At 56.9% G+C, this 1,742-nt stretch carries 1 rRNA gene; it reads right to left on the bottom strand.

The window, feature by feature from the left end:
- Positions 1–1,698: ribosomal RNA gene (locus ACFV2O_RS36740) — 23S ribosomal RNA — on the bottom strand; the annotation flags it as partial.
- Between the last annotated feature and the right edge of the window lie 44 nt (positions 1,699–1,742).

Genomic DNA, 1,742 nt, shown 5'->3' on the forward strand with positions numbered 1-1,742 from the left:
ACGCCCTACCGGCTTACACCAGGTAATCCACCACCTGGCCCAGCTACCTTCCTGCGTCACCCCATCGCTTGACTACTACAGCAGGGGTCGTGCGCAGCCGCTTCAAGCTTCCCGAAGGAAGTCCATCCACATTTGGGCACTTAGCACCACTGATTCGCCATTGGGCGCGGATACACGGGTACGGGAATATCAACCCGTTGTCCATCGACTACGCCTGTCGGCCTCGCCTTAGGTCCCGACTCACCCTGGGCGGATTAACCTGGCCCAGGAACCCTTGGTCATTCGGCGGACGAGTTTCTCACTCGTCTTTCGCTACTCATGCCTGCATTCTCACTCGCACAGCCTCCACAACTAGGTCACCCCGCTGCTTCCACGGCTGCACGACGCTCCCCTACCCATCCCAGCTCCTGGCTCGAAAGCAGAATAATGCTGGAATGCCGCGGCTTCGGCGGTGTACTTGAGCCCCGCTACATTGTCGGCGCAGGATCACTTGACCAGTGAGCTATTACGCACTCTTTCAAGGGTGGCTGCTTCTAAGCCAACCTCCTGGTTGTCTTCGCGACCCCACATCCTTTTCCACTTAGTACACGCTTAGGGGCCTTAGCCGGCGATCTGGGCTGTTTCCCTCTCGACTACGAAGCTTATCCCCCGCAGTCTCACTGCCACGCTCTCACACACCGGCATTCGGAGTTTGGCTGACTTCGGTAAGCTTGTGGGCCCCCTAGGCCATCCAGTAGCTCTACCTCCGATGTGAAACACGTGACGCTGCACCTAAATGCATTTCGGGGAGAACCAGCTATCACGGAGTTTGATTGGCCTTTCACCCCTACCCACAGCTCATCCCCTCAGTTTTCAACCTAAGTGGGTTCGGGCCTCCACGACGTCTTACCGTCGCTTCACCCTGGCCATGGGTAGATCACTCCGCTTCGGGTCCATGACATGCGACTCTGGGCGCCCTATTCGGACTCGCTTTCGCTACGGCTACCCCACACGGGTTAACCTCGCCACACACCGATGACTCGCAGGCTCATTCTTCAAAAGGCACGCCATCACCCCACCACAAAAGGGAAGGCTCTGACGGATTGTAAGCGTCCGGTTTCAGGTACTATTTCACTCCCCTCCCGGGGTACTTTTCACCTTTCCCTCACGGTACTAGTCCGCTATCGGTCACCAGGGAGTATTCAGGCTTACCGGGTGGTCCCGGCAGATTCACAGCAGATTTCACGGGCCCGCTGCTACTCGGGCACCCACTACAACAGAGCACGCATTTTCGCCTACGGGATTCTCACCCTCTACGACAGGCCGTTCCAGACCACTTCGACTAACACGCACTTTTCTGACTGTTGCCTACCACGGCAGTGATAGGAAAGTGAGCCCCACTACCCCACACGTGCAACACCTGCCGGCTATCACACACGCATGGTTTAGCCTCATCCGCTTTCGCTCGCCACTACTCACGGAATCACAATTGTTTTCTCTTCCTGTGGGTACTGAGATGTTTCACTTCCCCACGTTCCCTCCCCACCGCCTATATATTCAACGGAGGGTGACACGACATCACTCGTGCCGGGTTTCCCCATTCGGAAATCCTCGGATCTCAGCTCGGTTGACAGCTCCCCGAGGCTTATCGCAGCCTCCTACGTCCTTCATCGGCTCCTGGTGCCAAGGCATCCACCGAACGCTCTTCAACACTTACAAACAAAGATGCTCGCGTCCACTGTGCAGTTCTCAAACAACACACC

Origin of the sequence: Nocardia sp. NPDC059691 (assembly GCF_042733915.1) — a bacterium.
In the GTDB taxonomy this organism is placed as follows: Bacteria; Actinomycetota; Actinomycetes; order Mycobacteriales; family Mycobacteriaceae; genus Nocardia; species Nocardia sichangensis.